Origin of the sequence: Sphingomonas sp. (genome assembly GCF_024508665.1) — a bacterium.
Taxonomy (GTDB): domain Bacteria; phylum Pseudomonadota; class Alphaproteobacteria; order Sphingomonadales; family Sphingomonadaceae; genus Sphingomonas.
Genome location: NZ_JANINP010000003.1, coordinates 260,850 through 274,302 on the forward strand (window position 1 = coordinate 260,850; position 13,453 = coordinate 274,302).

A 13,453-nucleotide genomic window follows, 5' to 3' on the forward strand; every position below is an offset into this window, starting at 1 on the left:
ATCCGCGCTCGGCTACCCTGAGCGGGTATGGTGAAATGGTATCACAGTAGCTTCCCAAGCTTCTAGCACGGGTTCGATTCCCGTTACCCGCTCCACCTTCTCAATACAGCATCGCGGCCCCATGTTCGGGGTTAGCCGGCATGAGAGAAGACACGCTACAGGACAGGCAGTGGCCAATCGGGACGATCTTCACGGTCGGCCATTCGACGCTGCCTATCGACCGCTTCGTCGACCTGCTGCGGGCTTATGGCATCGAGCGGCTGGCCGATATCCGCACGGTGCCGCGATCGCGCCACAACCCGCAATTCGAAGCGACCGCGCTGGCGGTGAGCCTGCCCGAAGCGGGTATCGACTATGTCCCGATGCCGGACCTGGGCGGGCTACGCCCTGCGCACAAGGACTCGCCCAACGCCGGTTGGCGCAACAAGAGCTTTCGGAGCTACGCCGATTACATGCAGACCGATGCCTTTCGCGATGCCGTCGAGCGGCTGATCGCGATGGGCCGCGCGCAGTGCGTCGCGATCATGTGCGCCGAGGCGGTGCCGTGGCGTTGCCACCGGTCGCTGGTCGCGGACGGGCTGGTGACACGCGGCGTGCCGGTGGTCGAGATCTTCTCCGACGCCAAATATCGTGCGCATGAACTGACGCCGTTCGCCGAGGTGCACGGCACCGGCATCACCTATCCGCCCGAACATGCCTACACCAATCACTGACCTGTCTTTATCGTCGGACGAAACGCTCGACCGCTTGCTGCGTGACATCCGCGCCTGCACGCGCTGCACCGACGCCCTGTCCCATGGCCCGCGCCCCGTCGTCCAGGCCGGCCGCACGGCGCGGCTATGCATCATCGGCCATGCGCCGGGACGCAAGGTGCACGAGACCGGCATTCCGTGGAACGACCCGTCGGGCGTCCGGCTACGCGACTGGCTCGGCATCACCGCCGGGGAATTCTACGACCCCGCCAAGGTCGCGATCATGCCGATGGGCTTCTGCTATCCCGGCAAGGCGCCGTCGGGCGACAACCCGCCGCGTCCCGAATGCGCGCCGCTATGGCACGACCGGTTGTTCGCGGAGCTTCCCCGGGTCGGCCTGACGCTGCTGATCGGCCATCATGCCCAGGGCCGCTATCTCGGCGGGCGGCGCAAGGCGACGATGGGCGACACCATCCGATCATGGCGCGACTATCTGCCGCAAGGATATTTGCCGCTGCCGCATCCCTCGCCGCGCAATAGGCCATGGCTGACGAAGAACCCCTGGTTCGAGACGGAACTCGTCCCCGAGGTCCGCGCCGCCGTGAGATCGCTCGGCCTATGAGCGCCGCGCTCTTGGGCGCCCGCGCGCGGCGACGTGGCCAGTTCTGTCGCTCTCGTGTACGATCCTATTGCGGCGCAGCGGTCGGGCCCGCATGCCGGAAACCGCCCTTGGGTTGCGGAACGCCGCTCACCGCGAAGGTTCCGCCGGGGACCAAGGTGATCGTATATTCGCCCTGGTCGTCGCAGGTCACCAGCCAGACCGGCTTGCCCTCGTTACGCGGCTTTTCGACGATCGAAACGATCTTCTTGCAGGTATAATCGGCGTCGTAGATCGCGCGGAACAGCGCGACGCGCTGTTGCACCGGATTGAGCGCGCGGAACTTGACTTCGACCGGATCGGGCGTTGCCGGAGCGGCCGGCGCGGCGGCATTGCCGCCGGTCCCGCCGCCACTACAACCGGCAAGCAGGATTGCGGGCATCAGCATTATTGCTCCGACCTTCATCGCTCGTCTCCTTCTGCTCTCGTGACAACGCCTGGGACCGCCGTCGCGTGCCACCCCTCTATCGCTAGCGTCCCGCCGGCATAAGCAAGGTCCTCGGTGACTTCGACACCGCACCAGGGCGGCGCGACGATCGCGGCCAATTCGGCATCGTCATCCGCCGATACTTCCCCGAGCATCAGCCCGGCCAACGCGCCCTCGAATACGTCGATCACGAACCCGCCGCCGACGTCGCGCCGTCGCTTGACCAGCAAGGCTACCGGCAGCCCCGCCAGCACGCCATATTCGGCCGCGTCGAGATAGATATTGGTCATCGGCCGCGACGACAGGCCCGCACCGGGATATTTCTTGCCCAGCTTATACACCACCGATCCGTCGGGCGCGGTCACGCGGCGCAACCGCAAGGCGGTGCCGGGCACATAGCGATCCTCGATCAGCCGCGCCGTCGTGGGATCGAGCTCCGGCATCGTCTCCCGATCGACGAGGAAGCGCCGCTCGCGTTCGATAACGCTGTATTTCGGAGCAGAGGCCGCGGTCAGATGCCGTCCGCGACGACCTCTCGGCCCGCCGCCTCCAGTTTTGCCGTCAGGTCGACGATGGTCGCGTCGACCAAGGCCGGATCGGGGCTGCGCACGACGAAGTTTGCGCCCACCCGCCCTTCGCGAAAGAACGGATAGCTGCCGATCGCGACGCCTTCATGCGCCCTTTCCGCGTCGCGCAGGATATCGGCCACCTCGCTTTCGGCCACCCAGCAGCCGATCGTGCGGCTGATCACCGGACGACCGCCTTCGAGCGTGCCGGTCAGCGCGTCGAGCATCCCCGCGGTGATGTGCGGCACGCCGGCCATGATGAAGACATTGCCGATGCTGATGCCGGGAGCGCCCGAGACGCGATTCTCGATCAGCTCCGCGCCTTCCGGCACGCGCGCCATCCGCTTGCGCGCCTCGGTCAGGCCGCCACGGCTCTCGTAATAGCGCTCCAGCGTGGCGAGTGCCTTGGGATGATAGGTGACGCCCACGCCCAATGCCTCGGCGATCGCGTCGACGGTGATGTCGTCATGCGTCGGTCCGATCCCGCCGGTGGTGAACAGATAATCGTTGCGCGCGCGCAGTTGGTTGACCGCCTCGACGATCGCCGCGGTGACGTCGCCCACCACGCGCACCTCCGCCAGGCGGATGCCCTGGACGTTGAGCCAGGCGGCGATCTGCGCGACATTCTTGTCCTGGGTACGGCCCGACAGGATTTCGTCGCCGATCACGACGAGCGCCGCGGTCCAGATCCTCTCATTGGCTTGGCCGGTCATGCGATCAGCGATAGCCTCGCAAAATCGGCGCGTCATCGTTATATCGTCCGGCATGACCGAATATGTGACTGTCACCAGCGACATGAACCTCGCGCGCAACGGCGCGATCAAGCTTTACGGCCGCGACGCGTTCGAGGGCATGCACCGCGCCGGGCGCCTCGCCGCCGAAACGCTCGACATGTTGGTGCCGCACGTCGTGCCGGGCGTGACCACCGCCGAGCTCGACGATCTGGCCCGCGAGTTCATGGTCGCCGGGGGCGCTGCGCCCGCGACGCTCGGCTATCGCGGCTACACGCATTCGAGCTGCATCTCGATCAATCATGTCGTGTGCCACGGCATCCCGTCGGACCGGCAGCTCAAGGACGGCGACATCGTCAATATCGACGTGACGCCGCTGCTCGATGGGTGGCATGGCGACACCAGCCGGATGTTTCTGGTCGGCGACAATGTGCCGATCAAGGCGAAGCGGCTGGTCGACGTGACCTATGAATGCCTGATGCTCGGGATCGAGCAGGCCAAGCCCGGCAACACGATGGGCGACGTCGCCCATGCCATCCAGACGCATGCCGAGCGGCATCGCTTTGGCGTTGTGCGCGACTTCTGCGGCCACGGCGTCGGCAAGCTGTTCCACGATGCGCCCGAGGTCGTCCATGTCGGCCGTCCCGGCACCGGACCCGAGCTCAAGCCAGGCATGATCTTCACGATCGAGCCGATGATCAACATTGGCAAGCCCGACGTGAAATTGCTCGACGACGGCTGGACCGCGGTGACGCGCGACCGCTCGCTGTCGGCGCAGTTCGAGCATTCGATCGGCATCACCGAGGACGGCTGCGAGATCTTCACCGCCAGCCCCAAGGGATACGACCGACCGCCGTATTGAGGCACGCTGCCGGGGTTACTGCCGCAAGATCTTTTCCATCGGCCGCCCCTTGGCGAGTTCGTCGACCAGTTTGTCCAGATAGCGGATCTCGCGCATCAGCGGCTCGTCGATCTCCTCGATGCGCACGCCGCAGATCGTGCCGGTGATCGCGCATCGCGCCGGATTGAGGACGGGCGCACGGGCGAAGAAATCCTCGAAGCTCGTTCCGTTCCCCAGCTCTTCGGCCAATTGTGTGCGGGTGTAGCCCGTCAACCAGCAGACGATTTCGTCGACCTCGGCCCGCGTTCGGCCCTTGCGCTCCGCCTTGGCAACATAGTGGACGTACACGCTCGCGACGCTCGCCGCATAAATGCGGTGCGCCATAGTCTCTACTCCGCCTTCGCCGCATCGATCGCTTTCTGGCTGCGGACGAACGGGTAAGCGAGTTGCTTCAGATAACCGTTCGGCATTTTCTCCGGGATGCCGTAGCCTTGCGGCCAGCGGCCCGCCGGGAGATGAAACGTCCCGAACAATTTGTCCCAGAGCGGGAAGTGGATCGCGAAGTTCACGTCGATCGCCTCCTTCTCGATCCCATGGTGCCAATGGTGGAAGCGCGGCGTCACCATCACATGCCCGAAGCGATCGAAATCGCCCTTCAGATTGGCGTGGACCAGCCCCGAATAGATATACACCAACGCGACATAGGCCTGCATCACCGACGGCTCGAACCCGAAGGTCAGCAGCGGCAACGAGGTCACGCTACGCAGCAGGATGATCTCGATGAAATGCATCCGCGCGCCGGCCAGCCAGTCCATCGCTTTGGCCGAATGGTGGACCGCGTGGAATCCCCACAGGAACGGCACGCGGTGAAAGGCGCGGTGAAACCAATATTGGACGAAGTCGGTCAGCAGCATCGCCTCGACGAACTGCAAGATCCAGGGCTGCCCGCCGATCGCCGCGCGAATACCGGCGAGCGACACGGTGTTAGCGTTGATGATGCTTGACGGCGCCAAGGCGAGATAGGTGAAGATCTGAACCAGCATGGAGCTGATCAGGTAATAGAACAGGTCCTCGCGCCATTCGCTGCGGAACAGGCGCTGGTCGCGATTGTGCGGCCAGAACCGCTCGATCGGCGCGAACATCAGCCCCGCCGCGATCAGATTGACGACGAAGAAATCGACCCCGAAGAAAATGCCCCAATCATGCGTCTCGCGAGCGGAGACGTTGGCGCCGCCGAGCAAGGCCGCGGCGATGCCGATCGCCAGCGCGGTGAAGCCGATCGCCTTTTTCGTTCGCAGCATCAGGCTGAGCAATGCCAGTGCATAGCTGGAGATCAGCACGGCGTGAACGACGGGACGGAACCATAAGGTCTGCTCGACCGACTGCAGCTCGGGCGTCGCGAACCAGCCCGGCCAACGCAAGGCGACCACGAGGCCGAAGCCGGCGATCGCCAGCACCAGCGCGAAGAAACCCGAATACCAACCGCTGCCGAACTTGCGGATCGCGACGGGCGCTTCGAGATCGTCGCGCAAATGGTCGAGAGGATTGGCCATCGGACTCCCCTATTCCGATATTGGTTAAGCACACTCTATCACGCGCCCTCTAGTCGCGCTATCGAGCGTACCGACTCTTCGAAGAAAGAGTATGGCGGTGGGGATAGCGACATGCGCGGTTGGATAGCGTTGATTGGAATGGCCGTGCTGGCCGGGTGCGGATCGTCGAGCGATAATTCGCCTGCACCGCCAGGTGCGATCGGGGTGGCCAAGATAGATTCGGCGTATCTGAACAGCGGCGGCACCGGCGCCGATTGGTCGATGACCGGGTTCAACTATAACGAACAGCGCTACAGTCCGCTCACCCAGATCAACGCCGGAAATGTCGGGTCGCTCGGTCTCGCCTGGTATGCCGATATGCCCGATGCGCGCGGACAGGAATCGACTCCGGTGGTGATCGACGGAACGATCTACGTCACCGGACCCTGGTCGAAGCTGTTCGCCTATGACGCCCTGACCGGCAAGAAATTGTGGGACTATGATCCCGGCGTCGACAAGACGAAGGGCGTCCAGGCCTGCTGCGACGTCGTCAATCGCGGCGTCGCGGCGTGGAAGGGCAAGCTCTATCTCGGCACGCTCGACGGCCGGCTGATCGCGATCGACGCGCCGACCGGCAAGCCGCTCTGGACTGTCCAGACCACCGACAATTCCAAACCCTACACGATCACCGGCGTTCCGCGCGTGGTGAAGGGCATGGTGATCATTGGCAATGGCGGCGCCGAATTCGGCGTGCGCGGTTATGTCACCGCCTATGACGCCGATACCGGGGCCAAGCGCTGGCGCTTCTACACGGTGCCCAATCCGACGCTCGCCGCCGACGGCGAGGCGTCCGACGCCGTGCTGTCCAAGGCGGCCAACGCGACCTGGTCGGCAAACGGCCAGTGGAAGCAATCGGGTGGCGGTGGCACGGTGTGGGATTCGATCATCTACGATCCCGAACTCGATCAGCTCTATCTCGGCGTCGGCAATGGCAGCCCGTGGAACCATGGCCTGCGGTCCGAGGGCCAAGGCGACAATCTGTTCCTGTCGTCGATCGTCGCGCTCAAGCCCGATACCGGCGAATATCTGTGGCATTATCAGGAGACGCCGGCCGAAAGCTGGGATTTCACCGCGACCCAGCCGATCGTCCTCGCCGACCTGACCATGGGCGGTCAGAAACGCAAGGTGTTGATGCAGGCGCCGAAAAACGGCTTCTTTTTCGTCGTCGACCGTACCAATGGCAAGCTGATCAACGCCGGCAAGTTCATCAAATCGGTCAATTGGGCCGACAGCTACGACCTCAAGACCGGGCGGCCCAACGAAAATCCCGACGCGCGCTTCTACAAGACGGGCAAGCCATTCCTTGCGGTGCCGTCGGCGCTCGCCGCGCACAATTGGCAGCCGATGAGCTTCAACCCCAAGGCCGGGCTCGCCTACATCCCCGCGCAGGAACAGGTCGGGCTTGCCTATATTCCGCCCGACACCGCGACTGGTGCGCGCGAGCCGATCGGCTTCAACGTCGGCACCAACATGGCGGCGGGAATGTATCCACGCGACGCCAAGACGATCGGCGCGATCACTGCCGGCGCGACCGGCGCGCTCGTCGCCTGGGACCCGGTCGCCAACAAGGAGCGCTGGCGAGTCGATTATCCGACCCCGTGGAACGGCGGCACGATGACGACCGCGGGCAATCTGGTGTTTCAGGGCACCGCGCTTGGCGAGTTCCGCGCCTATGCCGCCGACACCGGCAAGCAGCTCTGGGCCTATCCGACGCAATCCGGCATCATGGCCGGATCGGTCACCTTCACCGTCAAGGGTCAGCAATATGTCGCGGTGCTGACCGGGCGGGGCGGCGCGCTGCCCCTGTCGATCGGCTATGCGATCGGTGCGGCGAAGAACGTGCCCAATCTGCCGCGCCTGCTGGTGTTCAAGCTAGGCGGGACGGCGCAATTGCCGACGCGCGTGGCGTTGCCTGCCGGCCCGTTCAATCCGCCGCCCTCCACCGCGCGGCCCGAGCAGATCGCCCAGGGCCAGCAATTGTTCGGCCGTTATTGCCAGGTCTGCCACGGCGCGAGCGCCGGCGGCGGCGGCGTCCTCCCCGACCTGCAGCGCTCGGCCGTACTGGCCGATGCGGATACGTGGAAGTCGATCCTGATCGATGGCGCGCTGGCGCAGAACGGCATGGTCAGCTTCGCCAAGGTGCTGAGCCCGGAACAGGCGCAATTGATCCGGCTCTATGTGATCGACGAGGCGAACTGGGCGAAGAAGAATTTGCCGGAGGGGACAGCGGGAAAGCCCTAGGACGGACTTTCGAGTCTCCCCTCCCTGCTTGCAAGGAGGGGATTAAGGGGTGGGTTTAGCGTCGGGCGGGGCTCGATGCCTCGTCCGGCGCTGTTTTAGCGATCGACCAATGAGTCTTTTGAGCGCGCAGACGCGCGCACCCACCCCCTATCCCCTCCCTTGCAGGGAGGGGAGCTTATGCCGGCGGACACAGTACCCGCATCGTCTGCGCGGTCTGCGCGTCGGCTGGCAGGAACGTCTCCAGCGCGAGGTCGTCGAGCGTCAGGTCGATCGGCGATCCGAACACGGTGCGTGCGCTGTAGAAAGACAGGACCCGGTCGCCGCGCTGCAAGCGAAACGGCACCGCGACGCCGGCGAAGTCCCGGGGCCGGACATCCGATGCCGGCCCCTTGGGATAAAGCTCCATTTCCTCGCGCAGCGCGATCAACGTGCCGTCACCGGTCTGGGCGATCTCGCGGTCGAGCTGCCGCAGCAGGAAGCCGCGCCACTCTGCGAGATTGACAATGCTCCGCGACACGCCGTCGGGATGGAGCGTCAGCCGCAACACGTTGACCGGCGGCTCGAGCAAGGCGGGATCGACGCCTTCGATCAACGGCGCCAGCGCACGATTGGCCGAAATCATCGTCAGGTGACGGTCGACGATCAGTGCCGGGAAAGGCTCGTGCGCGGTCAGCATCGTGTCGAGCGCCGCCCGCACCACGTCGAGCTCCGGATCTGCGAGATCGCGTTCCGGGAAGGCCGGCGCGAAGCCCGCCGCCAACAGCAAGGCATTCTGCTCCCGCCGCGGCACGTCGAGCTGTTCGGACAGGCGTAGCAGCAGATCGCGGCTCGGCCGCGCCCGGCCCGTCTCGACGAAGCTCAGATGACGCGGCGATACATCGGCATCGAGCGCTAGGTCGAGCTGGCTCACCCGCCGGCGCGCTCGCCAGTCGCGCAGCATCGCTCCCACCTCACTCGACATCCGCACCATTGAGCCATCCTTTCGCCGGCCATCCTAGCCGCCCGGCGACGACGCGCCATTACCTGGCAGGTAATTGGTTCGGCTGCTCCGATCCGCATCATGGGGCCACAGACCCCAAGGAGAACAGTCATGTACGCGATCGCCGATCCTGCTTCCCGCCAGACGCTCCGCCCGAGCCGCGGCCTGATCCCGACCCCCGATGGCGAGCAGCTTTACTATGAGGATATGGGCGACGGCCCGACCCTGGTGTTCGTCCACGGCTGGGCGATGAACACCGAGTTCTGGGAGCGCCAGACCGCCGACCTGGTTAGGCAGGGGCACCGCTGCGTGGCTTATGACCAGCGCGGATGCGGACGATCCTCGCCGGCCGCAGCCGGGTACGATCTCGACGGCCTGGCCCATGATCTCGCCACCGTGATGGAGCGGCTCGGGCTCGATCGCGTGACCCTGGTCGCCCATTCGATGGCCGCCTGCCAGGTTGCGCGCTATCTGTCCCGGCACGGCGCCGCCCGGGTGGCCGGGGCGATTCTGGTCGCCGGTACCGCGCCCGGTCTGTTTCCCGATCCGGCCAGCCGCACCGAGCCGCTCGCCGCTCAGGTGACCGCAATGATGGCCGACCGTCCCGCCTTCGTCGCGGCGATGGCCGAACCGTTCTTCGCGCCCGAACCGGTGTCCCCGCATCTGGTCGCCTGGGGTACCGGACTTGTGCTTCGTACGACGTTGCACGCGGCGATCGAGCATAGCCGCACCAACATCAATGCCGATGTCCGCGCCGACATGGCGGCGTTCACTTGCCCGACCTTGATCGTCCATGGCAGCGCCGATCAAAGTTGCCCGCTGGAGCGGAGCGCCGAGCTGGCGCATGCGATGATCCCGGGCAGCGAGTTGCTCGTGTACGAAGGCGCATCGCACGGCCTGCCGCTGACGCGCGGCGAGCGGCTCGTCGCCGACATCGCCCGCTTCGTTCGCGGCTAAGCCATCGCTCCGGCCCGCCTGAGCGCCTCTTGCAGCGCCAGCGTCGGTGCGACCGCAACGTCGGGGGCGATCCCCGCCCCTTCCCAATCCTTGCCGGTCGCCGGATCGATCGTCCGGCCGACCGGCAAGAACACTACCAGCCCTCCGCCGATCGGCTCGAACCCGCCGAAATGATTGGCGCCCGCGGTCGTCTCGCCGATCAACGTCGCGCGACCGGTATGTTTGAAGGCGAGCGCGAGGTGCTCGGCGGCCGACGCCGTGCGTCCAGAGACAAGGTAAAAGACCTTGGCGCCGAACAGCCGCGTCTCGTCGGTCCTGGGCACGACATAATGTTCGGTGCGGACGATCCCGGGCGCCGCGCCGCTCGCCGGGCGCATGAAAGCATCCTCGGCGAAGGGGTTGCCCCGCGCCTTGGCGATCGACTCGACCATCTCCATCTGCACCAGCACCGTCGGCTTGGCGAAGATATAGGGCAGCATCGCGTTCATCGGCGCGACACCGCCGCCGCCATTGTAGAGGCAGTCCACGATCACTGCCTTGGCCGAGGCATGCTCTCGCATGAAGCGGTCGCTCGCCGCGGCAATGTCGGGATCGTCGGGAAATTCGGTGAAGCGGATATAGGCGACCTGATTGGCGATCCAGCCGGCATCCTCCAACGGCGCGCGGCGGGGCGGCCGCGGCGCCGATGGCGCGCGCGACGGTGGCGCGGAAGGTAGCGGCTTGGCTCCGTCCACCGGTCGCGGCTGCGGGCGATCGTTGGAACCGAGCATCGCCGCAGGCATGACGCGCAGATGGCGATCGGGCGACAGCGCCAGCAAATCGGCGGTCAGCCGCTGGCCGAGCTCGGCCGGATCGGCGATGTCCTTGTACGCACCGGCCGCCGCTTTCTGCCGCAGCATCGCGGCGTAGCGCTTGCCGATCTCGGGTATGACATATCCCGTCTCGAGGAGGTCGGCGAGCGTCAAGGCGGGATCGCCGCCTGGCGCGGCCGGTCCATCCAGGGCAATCGCGCTGCCGCCGCCAATCATGGCGATCGCGGCCGCCGACAGTCCCAGGAATATGCGCCGATCCACCACCAACTCCTTTGACTACATTTGTAAGCGTAAGCGCTTATACATTTTGCTGCAGGAGTGTAAAGCGGCTAGGGAATTACCCATGACCACGCACACCGCCGCCAGTTTCGGCACCGCGCTTCGCCGTCTGATCGAGCATCTCGACGGCGCGCTGGAACAGGCATATCGCGACGACGGCCTCGATTTCCGCCCACGCTACACGCCGATCGTGCGGGCGCTGGTCGCGGACGGGCCGCAAGGTATCCGCGCACTCGCCGATCGGCTCGGCGTCTCGCATTCGGCGGCCAGCCAGACCGTGTCGCAAATGGTTGCCGCCGGTCTGGTCGCGGTGACACGCGGCGAGGAGGATGGACGCCAGCGGATCGTCGCGCTGACCCCAACCGGCACCGCCCTGCTTCCCCGCCTCGAGGATCATTGGCGTGCAGCGCACACCGCCACCGCAACCCTCGATACCGAAACCGGGGGCGTACTGGTCGAGGTGATCAATCGTGCCAATGCCGCGCTCGAGGCCAGGCCGTTCGCCAATCGGCTGGCCTCGGTACGCGGCCGCCGTGCCGCGCCAACGGGCAGTCGAAACGGGGCTGCCTAATTTCGAGGCATTTGCTAGAGTCGATATCGGCTCCGCACGGCCCATGCCCTTCGCGCGCGAGTTCTGGCACACTTCATGTAAGGCTGGCGTGCAAACAACCCATAGGGCGAGAACCGGGGGCAATTCCGCGTGAAGAAGATCGAGGCGATCATCAAGCCGTTCAAGCTGGACGAAGTGAAGGAGGCGTTGCACGAAGTCGGCGTCAGCGGCATCACGGTGACCGAGGCCAAGGGCTTTGGTCGCCAGAAGGGCCATACCGAACTCTATCGCGGCGCCGAATATGTCGTCGACTTCCTGCCCAAGGTGAAGCTTGAAGTGGTGGTCGAGGACGCGCTGGCCGAACGCGTCGTCGAGGCGATCGCGCAAGCCGCGCAAACCGGCCGCATCGGCGACGGCAAGATCTTCGTGATACCCGTGGAGACCGTGTTGCGCATCCGCACCGGCGAGCGCGACGAAGCAGCAATCTAGGACGGCAATCCGAGGAAACACAGCCGACGCCCAACTTGAGCAACTATGGCATTTGACGCACTGCAACATAATGTGACAGCAGGGCGCACACACGAGCAACATGATTCTCCGGTTCGCCGGATTTACGACCGAAAGAGAAAGGGTCTGGGGTTATGGCGACGACAGCCAGTGACGTTCTGAAGAAGATCAAGGACGAGGAGATCGAATGGGTCGACCTCCGCTTCACCGACCCGAAGGGCAAGTGGCAGCATTTGACCATGGTGTCGTCGGTGGTCGGCGAGGACGAGTTGACCGACGGCTTCATGTTCGACGGATCGTCGATCGAAGGCTGGAAGGCGATCAACGAGTCGGACATGATCCTGAAGCCGGATCTCGACGCCATCTATGTCGATCCGTTCTCGGCGACGCCGATGCTGATCCTGGTCTGCGACATCGTCGAACCGTCGACCGGCGAGCTTTATGCTCGCGACCCGCGCTCGACCGCCAAGCGCGCCGAGGCCTATCTCAAGACCACGGGCATCGGCGACACCGTCTATGTCGGCCCCGAGGCCGAGTTCTTCATGTTCGACAACGTGCAGTTCGAAACGAGTTATTCGACGTCTTACTACAAGATCGACGATATCGAGCTGCCGACCAATACCGGCCGCGAATATGAAGGCGGCAATCTCGGCCACCGTCCGCGCGCCAAGGGCGGCTACTTCCCCGTCGCGCCGGTCGATTCCGCGGTCGATATCCGCGGCGAGATGGTCTCGACCATGCTGGAAATGGGCCTGCCGTGCGACAAGCATCACCACGAAGTGGCGGCGTCGCAGCACGAATTGGGCCTCACCTTCGGCACGCTGACCCAGACCGCCGACCGCATGCAGATCTACAAGTACGTCGTGCATCAGGTCGCCAATGCCTATGGCAAGTCGGCGACCTTCATGCCCAAGCCGATCAAGGAAGATAACGGTTCGGGCATGCACACGCACTTGTCGATCTGGAACGGCAAGGAGCCGCTGTTCGCTGGCAACGGCTATGCAGGCCTGAGCGACATGTGCCTCTATTTCATCGGCGGCATCATCAAGCATGCCAAGGCGCTGAACGCCTTCACCAACCCGACCACCAACAGCTACAAGCGGCTGGTGCCGGGCTATGAAGCGCCGGTGCTGCTGGCCTATTCGTCGCGCAACCGCTCGGCGTCGTGCCGCATCCCGTACGGCACGGGCGCCAAGGCCAAGCGCGTCGAAGTTCGTTTCCCCGACGCGATGGCCAATCCGTACCTCGCTTATGCGGCTTTGTTCATGGCCGGCCTCGACGGCATCCAGAACAAGCTCCACCCGGGCGATGCGATGGACAAGAACCTGTACGATCTGCCGCCGGCCGAACTCGCCGAAGTGCCGACCGTATGCGGATCGCTGCGCGAAGCGCTCGACAGCCTGGAAGCCGATATGGACTTCCTGCTCAAGGGCGACGTGTTCTCGAAGGACCAGATCGAGGCCTATATCGAGATCAAGCGCGCCGACGTCGCGCGGTTCGAGATGACCCCGAGCCCGGTCGAGTTCGATATGTACTACAGCGCGTAAAGCGCGGCCACGACCGCGCTGGTGCGAGCGCAGCTCGCATACGCGCTGTCGGTCGGCCTCGCACCGCGAGGACC

15 protein-coding genes and 1 tRNA gene are annotated in these 13,453 nt (G+C 65.0%); 9 read left to right on the forward strand and 7 right to left on the reverse strand.

The window, feature by feature from the left end; translation table 11 throughout:
• Positions 1-21 precede the first annotated feature (21 nt).
• The 3 genes from Q0L25_RS06430 to Q0L25_RS06440 all read left to right on the forward strand — a co-directional run bounded on the left by Q0L25_RS06430 (position 22) and on the right by Q0L25_RS06440 (position 1,314).
• A tRNA-Gly gene (locus Q0L25_RS06430) sits at positions 22-95 on the forward strand.
• Positions 96-140: 45 nt separating this feature from the next.
• Positions 141-713 (forward strand): DUF488 family protein, encoded by a 573-nt coding sequence (locus Q0L25_RS06435; RefSeq protein WP_296612615.1) that lies wholly within the window; start codon positions 141-143, stop codon positions 711-713.
• Positions 694-1,314, forward strand: a complete 621-nt coding sequence (locus tag Q0L25_RS06440; RefSeq protein WP_296612617.1) for a uracil-DNA glycosylase family protein — start codon at positions 694-696, stop codon at positions 1,312-1,314. Before Q0L25_RS06435 ends, Q0L25_RS06440 begins: the two co-directional genes overlap by 20 nt.
• 64 nt (positions 1,315-1,378) lie before the next feature.
• On the opposite strand, the gene Q0L25_RS06445 is transcribed toward Q0L25_RS06440, so the two are convergent.
• From Q0L25_RS06445 to Q0L25_RS06455, 3 genes are all read right to left on the reverse strand, one after another.
• Positions 1,379-1,756, reverse strand: coding sequence for a hypothetical protein (locus Q0L25_RS06445; protein WP_296612618.1), 378 nt, complete (start codon positions 1,754-1,756; stop codon positions 1,379-1,381).
• Positions 1,753-2,220: a hypothetical protein gene (locus tag Q0L25_RS06450; RefSeq protein WP_296612620.1), complete on the reverse strand. Its 468-nt coding sequence runs from the start codon at positions 2,218-2,220 to the stop codon at positions 1,753-1,755. Before Q0L25_RS06450 ends, Q0L25_RS06445 begins: the two co-directional genes overlap by 4 nt.
• Positions 2,221-2,288: 68 nt before the next feature.
• The gene (locus Q0L25_RS06455; RefSeq protein ID WP_296612621.1) at positions 2,289-3,056 is read right to left on the reverse strand and encodes a molybdopterin-binding protein; all 768 of its coding nucleotides are present in this window, start codon (positions 3,054-3,056) and stop codon (positions 2,289-2,291) included.
• A gap of 52 nt (positions 3,057-3,108) precedes the next feature.
• On the opposite strand from Q0L25_RS06455, the gene map reads away from it, so the two are divergent.
• The gene (gene map, locus Q0L25_RS06460; RefSeq protein ID WP_296612623.1) at positions 3,109-3,936 is read left to right on the forward strand and encodes a type I methionyl aminopeptidase; all 828 of its coding nucleotides are present in this window, start codon (positions 3,109-3,111) and stop codon (positions 3,934-3,936) included.
• A 15-nt stretch (positions 3,937-3,951) separates the two neighbouring features.
• On the opposite strand, the gene Q0L25_RS06465 is transcribed toward map, so the two are convergent.
• Both Q0L25_RS06465 and Q0L25_RS06470 read right to left on the reverse strand, forming a co-directional pair.
• Positions 3,952-4,299 (reverse strand): DUF2200 domain-containing protein, encoded by a 348-nt coding sequence (locus Q0L25_RS06465; protein ID WP_296612624.1) that lies wholly within the window; start codon positions 4,297-4,299, stop codon positions 3,952-3,954.
• Positions 4,300-4,304: 5 nt separating this feature from the next.
• Positions 4,305-5,468, reverse strand: a complete 1,164-nt coding sequence (locus Q0L25_RS06470) for a sterol desaturase family protein (RefSeq protein ID WP_296612626.1) — start codon at positions 5,466-5,468, stop codon at positions 4,305-4,307.
• A gap of 111 nt (positions 5,469-5,579) precedes the next feature.
• Here Q0L25_RS06470 and Q0L25_RS06475 point away from each other — a divergent pair, with 111 nt between their 5' ends.
• Positions 5,580-7,748 (forward strand): PQQ-dependent dehydrogenase, methanol/ethanol family, encoded by a 2,169-nt coding sequence (locus Q0L25_RS06475; RefSeq protein ID WP_296612628.1) that lies wholly within the window; start codon positions 5,580-5,582, stop codon positions 7,746-7,748.
• A 175-nt stretch (positions 7,749-7,923) separates the two neighbouring features.
• Here the strand turns inward: Q0L25_RS06475 and Q0L25_RS06480 are convergent, their stop codons facing one another.
• Positions 7,924-8,718, reverse strand: coding sequence for a helix-turn-helix transcriptional regulator (locus Q0L25_RS06480; RefSeq protein WP_296612630.1), 795 nt, complete (start codon positions 8,716-8,718; stop codon positions 7,924-7,926).
• A gap of 120 nt (positions 8,719-8,838) precedes the next feature.
• On the opposite strand from Q0L25_RS06480, the gene Q0L25_RS06485 reads away from it, so the two are divergent.
• Positions 8,839-9,684: an alpha/beta hydrolase gene (locus Q0L25_RS06485; RefSeq protein WP_296612632.1), complete on the forward strand. Its 846-nt coding sequence runs from the start codon at positions 8,839-8,841 to the stop codon at positions 9,682-9,684.
• On the opposite strand, the gene Q0L25_RS06490 is transcribed toward Q0L25_RS06485, so the two are convergent.
• Positions 9,681-10,757: a S41 family peptidase gene (locus Q0L25_RS06490; protein WP_296612634.1), complete on the reverse strand. Its 1,077-nt coding sequence runs from the start codon at positions 10,755-10,757 to the stop codon at positions 9,681-9,683. The genes Q0L25_RS06485 and Q0L25_RS06490 overlap by 4 nt on opposite strands.
• An 82-nt stretch (positions 10,758-10,839) precedes the next feature.
• On the opposite strand from Q0L25_RS06490, the gene Q0L25_RS06495 reads away from it, so the two are divergent.
• The 3 genes from Q0L25_RS06495 (at position 10,840) to glnA (ending at position 13,379) form a co-directional block, all read left to right on the forward strand.
• The gene (locus tag Q0L25_RS06495) at positions 10,840-11,346 is read left to right on the forward strand and encodes a MarR family winged helix-turn-helix transcriptional regulator (protein ID WP_296612636.1); all 507 of its coding nucleotides are present in this window, start codon (positions 10,840-10,842) and stop codon (positions 11,344-11,346) included.
• A 129-nt stretch (positions 11,347-11,475) separates the two neighbouring features.
• Entirely contained in the window at positions 11,476-11,814 is a 339-nt protein-coding gene (locus tag Q0L25_RS06500) for a P-II family nitrogen regulator (protein WP_296612637.1), read from the forward strand.
• 152 nt (positions 11,815-11,966) lie between these two features.
• Positions 11,967-13,379 (forward strand): type I glutamate--ammonia ligase, encoded by a 1,413-nt coding sequence (gene glnA / locus Q0L25_RS06505; RefSeq protein ID WP_296612639.1) that lies wholly within the window; start codon positions 11,967-11,969, stop codon positions 13,377-13,379.
• The last annotated feature ends 74 nt before the right edge of the window (positions 13,380-13,453 follow it).

What these genes read in the sequence shown, in the direction of transcription:
- Q0L25_RS06435 (WP_296612615.1), top strand. Translation starts at nt 141, where the DNA reads ATGAGAGAAGACACGCTACAGGACAGGCAGTGGCCAATCGGGACGATC.
- Q0L25_RS06440 (WP_296612617.1), top strand. Translation starts at nt 694, where the DNA reads ATGCCTACACCAATCACTGACCTGTCTTTATCGTCGGACGAAACGCTC.
- Q0L25_RS06445 (WP_296612618.1), bottom strand. Translation starts at nt 1,756, where the DNA reads ATGAAGGTCGGAGCAATAATGCTGATGCCCGCAATCCTGCTTGCCGGT.
- Q0L25_RS06450 (WP_296612620.1), bottom strand. Translation starts at nt 2,220, where the DNA reads ATGCCGGAGCTCGATCCCACGACGGCGCGGCTGATCGAGGATCGCTAT.
- Q0L25_RS06455 (WP_296612621.1), bottom strand. Translation starts at nt 3,056, where the DNA reads ATGACCGGCCAAGCCAATGAGAGGATCTGGACCGCGGCGCTCGTCGTG.
- map (WP_296612623.1), top strand. Translation starts at nt 3,109, where the DNA reads ATGACCGAATATGTGACTGTCACCAGCGACATGAACCTCGCGCGCAAC.
- Q0L25_RS06465 (WP_296612624.1), bottom strand. Translation starts at nt 4,299, where the DNA reads ATGGCGCACCGCATTTATGCGGCGAGCGTCGCGAGCGTGTACGTCCAC.
- Q0L25_RS06470 (WP_296612626.1), bottom strand. Translation starts at nt 5,468, where the DNA reads ATGGCCAATCCTCTCGACCATTTGCGCGACGATCTCGAAGCGCCCGTC.
- Q0L25_RS06475 (WP_296612628.1), top strand. Translation starts at nt 5,580, where the DNA reads ATGCGCGGTTGGATAGCGTTGATTGGAATGGCCGTGCTGGCCGGGTGC.
- Q0L25_RS06480 (WP_296612630.1), bottom strand. Translation starts at nt 8,718, where the DNA reads ATGGTGCGGATGTCGAGTGAGGTGGGAGCGATGCTGCGCGACTGGCGA.
- Q0L25_RS06485 (WP_296612632.1), top strand. Translation starts at nt 8,839, where the DNA reads ATGTACGCGATCGCCGATCCTGCTTCCCGCCAGACGCTCCGCCCGAGC.
- Q0L25_RS06495 (WP_296612636.1), top strand. Translation starts at nt 10,840, where the DNA reads ATGACCACGCACACCGCCGCCAGTTTCGGCACCGCGCTTCGCCGTCTG.
- glnA (WP_296612639.1), top strand. Translation starts at nt 11,967, where the DNA reads ATGGCGACGACAGCCAGTGACGTTCTGAAGAAGATCAAGGACGAGGAG.